General features: G+C 38.1%; 6 protein-coding genes and 1 riboswitch. Of the genes, 1 reads left to right on the forward strand and 5 read right to left on the reverse strand.

The genetic code is table 11. The features are described 5' to 3' along the window. Positions 1 to 35 precede the first annotated feature (35 nt). The 5 genes from hslO to ribD all read right to left on the reverse strand — a co-directional run bounded on the left by hslO (position 36) and on the right by ribD (position 4,715). Positions 36 to 914, reverse strand: a complete 879-nt coding sequence (hslO, locus tag RYM16_RS05730) for an Hsp33 family molecular chaperone HslO (RefSeq protein ID WP_314982871.1) — start codon at positions 912 to 914, stop codon at positions 36 to 38. 196 nt (positions 915 to 1,110) lie between these two features. Next, positions 1,111 to 1,572: a 6,7-dimethyl-8-ribityllumazine synthase gene (gene ribE / locus RYM16_RS05735; RefSeq protein ID WP_195185772.1), complete on the reverse strand. Its 462-nt coding sequence runs from the start codon at positions 1,570 to 1,572 to the stop codon at positions 1,111 to 1,113. A gap of 71 nt (positions 1,573 to 1,643) precedes the next feature. Then, positions 1,644 to 2,846, reverse strand: a complete 1,203-nt coding sequence (locus tag RYM16_RS05740) for a bifunctional 3,4-dihydroxy-2-butanone-4-phosphate synthase/GTP cyclohydrolase II (RefSeq protein ID WP_314982873.1) — start codon at positions 2,844 to 2,846, stop codon at positions 1,644 to 1,646. 17 nt (positions 2,847 to 2,863) lie between these two features. Further along, complete coding sequence (locus RYM16_RS05745) at positions 2,864 to 3,520, reverse strand: riboflavin synthase (RefSeq protein ID WP_314982875.1); 657 nt, start codon at positions 3,518 to 3,520, stop codon at positions 2,864 to 2,866. Then, positions 3,501 to 4,715 (reverse strand): bifunctional diaminohydroxyphosphoribosylaminopyrimidine deaminase/5-amino-6-(5-phosphoribosylamino)uracil reductase RibD, encoded by a 1,215-nt coding sequence (gene ribD, locus RYM16_RS05750; RefSeq protein WP_314982877.1) that lies wholly within the window; start codon positions 4,713 to 4,715, stop codon positions 3,501 to 3,503. Before ribD ends, RYM16_RS05745 begins: the two co-directional genes overlap by 20 nt. A gap of 68 nt (positions 4,716 to 4,783) precedes the next feature. Then, positions 4,784 to 4,899: riboswitch (FMN riboswitch) on the reverse strand. A 295-nt stretch (positions 4,900 to 5,194) separates the two neighbouring features. Between ribD and poxB the strand changes: the two genes are divergently transcribed. Continuing rightward, the coding region (poxB, locus tag RYM16_RS05755) for a ubiquinone-dependent pyruvate dehydrogenase (protein WP_314982879.1) at positions 5,195 to 6,857 on the forward strand (1,663 nt) is incomplete at its 3' end.

Raw genomic sequence — 6,857 nt, forward strand, 5'->3', positions numbered from 1 at the left:
AATTTTTATAAAGGTTATTTTATTCTTAATAGTAATTATTGTACGGGACCTTTTGGTTCGAACATATCTTGTAATTCTTCACGACTGAAATGATATTTTTCATTACAGTAATGACATACAAGCTCTGTAGTTTCGTCTTCTAGAATAGCCTTTTTATCGTCTTCACGTAATGTCATAAGAACACCGGCAAAGCGGTCGCGACCGCAGCGACATTGGAAGTTAACAGGCTCATTATAAACCTCATTAACAGTTAGACCGTCTAATACGTGTTCCATAAGACCTTTACCATCTGGATGTGCTTTCAAATATTCTGTAACAGGACCTAGTTCATTAATATTTTTCTCTACTTGTGTCAATGCTTCATCTGTAGCATCAGGCAAAGCTTGTACGATAAAACCTCCGGCTACAACCGTGTGGTAATCTGGATCTACCAATACGCCAAGGCTGATGGTAGACGGGACTTGCTCAGAAGCATATAAATAGTAAGCTAAGTCCTCCGCTACTTCACCACTTTGAATTGGGCTTGTAGAGGTATAGTCTTGGGCCAATTGTGTAAATCTCGTAACTTGTACTTCCCCATTATGACCTACTGCAGCACCTACATCGAGTTTACCAGCATGTTTTAATGGCACATCTACATGAGGTTCATCTACGTAACCTCGAACCGTATTATCAGAAAAAGCATCTACGTGAACTACACCTAGTGGACCATCACCTTTGATGCGTAGGCTTACATTTTCATGGTTTTTAAAATCACCTGCTAATAAAATAGCACCTGTCATAGCTCGACCAAGAGCCGCAGTTGCTACAGGCCATAAATCGTGACGTACACGAGCAGTTTCAACTGTATCTGTTGTTACAGCTAAAGACATACGAACCCCTTCTCGGGTAGTAAAACGTTTAATATAATCCATTCTATCAATCCTTATTTTTACTTAATCTATTTAAATATATTTTTATGTTGCTTATATAGTATATCACGTCAAATATGTACATTCAAATTATAGAGAATATATGTTCGTCTAGACTATTTTCAATGTAAAAGAACATATTTTCGATATTATAAAAACACCCAGTATCATAAGACACTGGGTGTTTTGTATATAATTCTTAGATTTGATCGATAAGATTAACCATTTCGATAGCGCCCATAGCACAATCATAACCTTTATTACCCGCTTTAGTACCGGCACGTTCGATAGCTTGTTCAATGTTTTCTGTAGTTACTACACCGAACATAACAGGAATACCTGTTTCTAGAGAAACATGAGCAATACCTTTAGCTACTTCATTACATACATAGTCATAATGAGTAGTAGCACCACGAATTACGGCACCAACACAAATAACTGCATCGTATTTACCAGATAAAGCCGCTTTTTTAGCAATCAAAGGAATTTCATAAGCACCAGGAACCCAGATTACAGTGATATCTTCTTGTTTAACATCGTGACGAAGTAAGCAGTCTTCAGCGCCACCGATTAATTTAGATGTAATGAACTCGTTAAAACGAGAACCAATAATAGCAAATTTTTTACCAGTACCTAATAAGTTACCTTCTTGAACCATCATGATAATGACCTCCTATATTCCATTTAGGAATTGTATATGTAACGATTGAGTAATATGCTAACAGATAAATATTAGTCATCTAACATATGACCCATTTTTTCTTCTTTTGTTTTCAAGTAACCTGCGTTGAATTTGTTTGCCGCAATGATGAGCGGTACACGACTAGTTACATTGATACCCCAATGTTCTAAGCCATAGCGTTTTTCAGGATTGTTCGTTAACAAGCGAATGCTCTTAATCCCTAAGAAACGAATGATTTGAGCTGCTAAGGAGTATTCACGCATATCTGCAGGGAAGCCCAATTGTTCGTTAGCTTCTACAGTATCAAGGCCTTGCTCTTGTAATGCATAGGCTTTAATTTTATTTGTTAAACCAATGCCACGACCTTCTTGACGCATGTATACTACAACGCCTTGACCTTCTTTTTCGATAGCACGTAACGCATTATCTAATTGTTCGCCGCAGTCACAACGTTTAGAGCCGAATACATCGCCAGTTAAACATTCAGAGTGAATACGTACAAGAACATCGCTGCAGTTTTGCACATCACCTTTGACGATAGCTAAATGCTCTTTTTTATCTAATTCATTTTTGAATACAAAAATATTGAAATTACCAAATTTAGTAGGTAATTTAGAACAAGCACCAAGATCAACCATATCTTCATGCAGTTTACGGTATTCAAGAAGCTCTGCTACGGAAGCAAGTTTCAAATCATACTCTTTCGCAAACTCCATGAGATCTGGTAGACGTGCCATATCACCATCATCTTTTGTAATCTCACAAATAACAGCTGCCTCTTGTAGACCTGCTAATCGGCAAAGATCGATAGATGCTTCTGTATGGCCTTGACGTACTAAAACGCCCCCCTCCTTATATACTAGAGGGAACACATGACCAGGACGACGGAAGTCTTCAGGCTTAGCATTAGGATCTAATAGTTTTTGAATTGTATAAGCACGTTCTGCTGGAGATACGCCTGTTGTAGTATCTACATGGTCAACAGTAACGGTGAAAGCTGTTTCATGATTATCTGTATTTTTGGTAACCATGGCAGGAATACCAAGTTTTTCTAAAGCTTCACGACGCATAGGGGTACATACAATACCGCGCGCGTATTTAACCATAAAATTAATATTTTCTTGTGTAGCAAACTCAGCTGCAATGATAAGATCGCCTTCGTTTTCACGGCTTTCATCATCAACAATAATAACAGGTTTGCCAGCTTTAAGGTCTTCTAAGACCTCTTTAATAGAATGTAATTGTTCGCTCATAGGAACGCTCCTTACTTTTATATAAATCCATTCTCTACTAAGAGGGATTGCATAGATTTCTTAGGTTTATCTTCGGTAGGTTCACTACCGAGATTCATAAAATGACGAATGTATCGACCAGCGATATCCGTTTCTAAATTAACCTCTGTACCAATATGGGTAGAGCCTAAAATAGTTTCACCCAAGGTATGAGGAATGATAGATACGGAAAAACTGCTGTCCATTCGTCGCATAATTGTGAGGCTAATACCATCGATCGTAATGGACCCCTTATAAATAACGTAATCCATTACAGATTTCGGGGCCTCTACGGTAAAGATAATAGCATTATCCGTTTGTTCGCGATTAATGATGCGGCCCGTCCCATCTACGTGACCTGCCACAATGTGACCACCAAATCTACCGTTGGCGAGCATAGCACGCTCTAAGTTGACTGGTTGATGAACTTTCAAATTTGTAAAAGTAGTCATCTTGATTGACTCAGGCATAACATCAGAAGTAAATACGCCATTACCAATCGATGTAGCCGTCAAACATACACCATTAACAGCTACGGAGTCACCTATTTTTAAATCACTAAATATTTTATTCCCCCGAATTGTTATGGCTAAGGATTTAGGGCCCTTTTTAATGCTCTCTACACGGCCGATTTCTTCAACGATTCCCGTGAACATAAGTGCCCCTCCTTCCTTGACGATACGCTTCGATGCGAATGTTATTATCTAATATTTTCGTTTTTGTAAAAGTTAACTGTGGAGAAGATTCTAAACTTTCAAAGCCACGACCACCTACAGCGGGTGTAGCCTCAGTACCACCGATAATTGTATTTCCTATGTAAGTTACAACTTTATCAAAATTCATCGTTTCTACAAAGGAGCTAATGATAGCTGAACCACCTTCAACAAGAACTGAGGTATAACCGATTTCACCAAGTTTAGTTAAAATATCATCAATGGATAATTTTTTAATATCGATAACAATATCAGTGCTCTTACTTTTACGAGTAGATATAGATTCGACAACCGTAACAATGGCACCTGCGTTTTCTAAAGCTTGAATTCGATCCTTTGGACAACCTGTAGATACAAAGATATGAACCTTACGATTTTCTACTTCAAATACACGACTAATCGTAGGTGTTCTACCTAGACTATCTAAGATAATTATATCAGGCTGATGAACATGAATCGGTTCATCAAGTATGCTTGTATCTAATAAAGCCGCTGATAATTCAGTATCAGTTAAACGACAGTTTAATTGAGGATTATCTGCCAAAATTGTACCAATGCCAATGAGCATAGCATCATGTGTGGCACGCAGTACATGTCCATCTCGGCGGGAGGACTCATTCGTAATCCATTGAGATTGACCTGTAAAAGTGGCAATCTTACCATCTAGTGACATGGCACTTTTAATAGTTACAAAAGGTTTACCTGTCTGTATATATGTAAAGAAATGTTCATTTAGTTCAGCACATTCCTCACTACATACGGGGTAAACAACCTCTATGCCTGCTTCACGGAGTAAATCCATGCCCTTTCCAGATACTAGTGGATTAGGATCTGTACTACCTACTACGACTTTAGCTATACCAGCCTCGATAATACGCAGCGCACAAGGTGGAGTTTTACCATAATGAGAGCATGGCTCTAATGTTACATATAAAGTAGCACCCTTAGCATTATCACCAGCTTGGTTTAGGGCATGAACCTCAGCGTGAGCTGTACCAGCTTTGTGATGATAACCTTCACCGATTATTGTATTGTCTTTAACCACTATGGCACCCACCAAAGGATTTGGCGAAGTGTGACCTGTGGCTAATTTTGCCAGTGCAATGGCGCGTTTCATATATGCGACGTCATCCACCATATCACCTACATAAAAAAAGGACTATATACATAGTCCTTGGGTAATCATAAATACGCACGTCAAATGTGCCTCGTCTTTTCTCATCCAGACTGTACTGTCGGTATCGGAATTACACCGATTCATACCTAAAAGGTTCGCGGACTATACCGCCGGTAAGGAATTTCACCTATCCCCAAAGACTCATCTATTTTGTTTCTGAATTAATAGTAACACTTTTATTAACGTTATGCAACAATAAGAGTTTTGTATTGAGAAAGAATATTAAAAAGTAAAGAAGGAATAAAATACCTATTATTATAGTTCAATATATAATAGATTAAAATTTTATTAATCATAACAATATAAATATATATATAAATTATGTATACATAAAATAGTAACATTTATCACATAATTACACTACAAAGAGGTCTAATATAATATATATGGTTTTGAGAATTACACTCAATTGATGGTATTTATTAAATATAGGTGATAATATGGCAAAAAAACGAATTTCTGATGTACTTATAGAAGTCTTAGCCAATGCAGGTATCGAACGCATTTATGGTATCACTGGAGATAGTTTAAATTCTGTAAACGATAGTTTACGTCGCAATGGTAAGATTGCTTTTGAACATGTTAGACATGAAGAAACAGCAGCCTTTGCTGCAGGTGCAGAAGCTTCTTTAACTGGAAAACTTACAGTTTGTGCAGGTAGTTCTGGTCCTGGTAATTTACATTTGATCAACGGTCTCTTCGATTGTCATCGCAATCGCGTTCCAGTATTGGCTATTGCGTCTCATATTCCGCAATCTGAAGTAGGCTTAAATTACTTCCAAGAAACACATCCAGAAAACTTATTCAAAGAATGTTCTTGTTTCTGTGAACTTATTTCTAATCCAAAACAAATGCCGGAAATTCTTTTCCGTGCTATGAATGCAGCAGTTGGCAACCAAGATGTTGCTGTTATCGTCCTTCCTGGCGATGTAGCAGTAATGGAAACGGAAATAGATGAATTACCAGTATGGCATCACCCTCGCTTACCTCATATCGTTCCACAACGGGAAGATATCGAAGAAATGTCCGCTCATTTAGAAAAAGGTGAACGCATTACCCTCTTCTGTGGTGCAGGTTGTGAAGGTGCACATGATGAGGTCGTAGAATTAGCAAAACGCTTACAAGCTCCTGTAGTACATGCCTTCAGAGGTAAAGAATGGGTTGAATGGGATAACCCATATGATGTTGGTATGACAGGCCTATTAGGCTATACATCTGGTTATCGTGCTATTGAGCACTGCGATACACTCATTATGCTTGGTACAGACTTCCCTTACCGTCCATTCTATCCAGAAAATGCAAAAGTAATTCAAGTGGATAGAGATCCTAGTGCGTTAGGTCGCCGTGTACCTCTTACACAAGGGATTATTGGTACAGTAAAAGATACATTAAAAGAGTTGTTACCTCTCGTAGGTCAACGTGAAAATACTGAATTTATTGATACAATACGTAAGGAATATACAAAATTCAGAGAGAATTTGGATAGCTATGCTGCGGCTGAATCAGATGGTGTAGCAATTCATCCTCAATACTTTGTAAGTCGTCTTAATAAATTAGCTGCCGAAGATGCCATCTTTACCTTTGACGTAGGTACTCCAGTTATTTGGACTGCTCGTCATTTGAAAACAAATGGTAAACGCCGCATCTTAGGTTCCTATAACCATGGTTCCATGGCCAATGCTATGATGCATGCCATCGGCGCTCAAAATGCATGCCCAAACCGTCAAGTCATTTCCCTCTCCGGTGATGGTGGCTTCACTATGATGATGGGTGAAATGCTAACGTTAAAACAATTAAACCTACCAATTAAAATCTTCGTATTTAATAATGAAGAACTTAGCTTCATTGCAATGGAAATGAAAGCTTCTGGTTACTTAGACTATGCTACAGACTTTGTAAATCCAGACTTCGGTAAACTTGCAGAAGCTGCTGGTATTAAAGGTGTGAGCATTCAAAATTCTAGTGAAGTAGACGAAAAAATTATGGAAGCTCTTAACCATAATGGTCCAGTAATCGTCAATGTTCGCGTAGATAAACAAGAACTTGCTATGCCTCCTAAAATTGCTTACCAACAAGCGAAAGGCTTCAGTAAATACTTGATCA

The organism is uncultured Veillonella sp., assembly GCF_963524655.1.
In the GTDB taxonomy this organism is placed as follows: domain Bacteria; phylum Bacillota; class Negativicutes; order Veillonellales; family Veillonellaceae; genus Veillonella.

Coding starts and splice junctions, on each gene's coding strand:
- RYM16_RS05740 (WP_314982873.1), bottom strand. CDS start 2,846: ATGAGCGAACAATTACATTCTATTAAAGAGGTCTTAGAAGACCTTAAA.
- RYM16_RS05745 (WP_314982875.1), bottom strand. CDS start 3,520: ATGTTCACGGGAATCGTTGAAGAAATCGGCCGTGTAGAGAGCATTAAA.
- hslO (WP_314982871.1), bottom strand. CDS start 914: ATGGATTATATTAAACGTTTTACTACCCGAGAAGGGGTTCGTATGTCT.
- ribD (WP_314982877.1), bottom strand. CDS start 4,715: ATGGTGGATGACGTCGCATATATGAAACGCGCCATTGCACTGGCAAAA.
- ribE (WP_195185772.1), bottom strand. CDS start 1,572: ATGATGGTTCAAGAAGGTAACTTATTAGGTACTGGTAAAAAATTTGCT.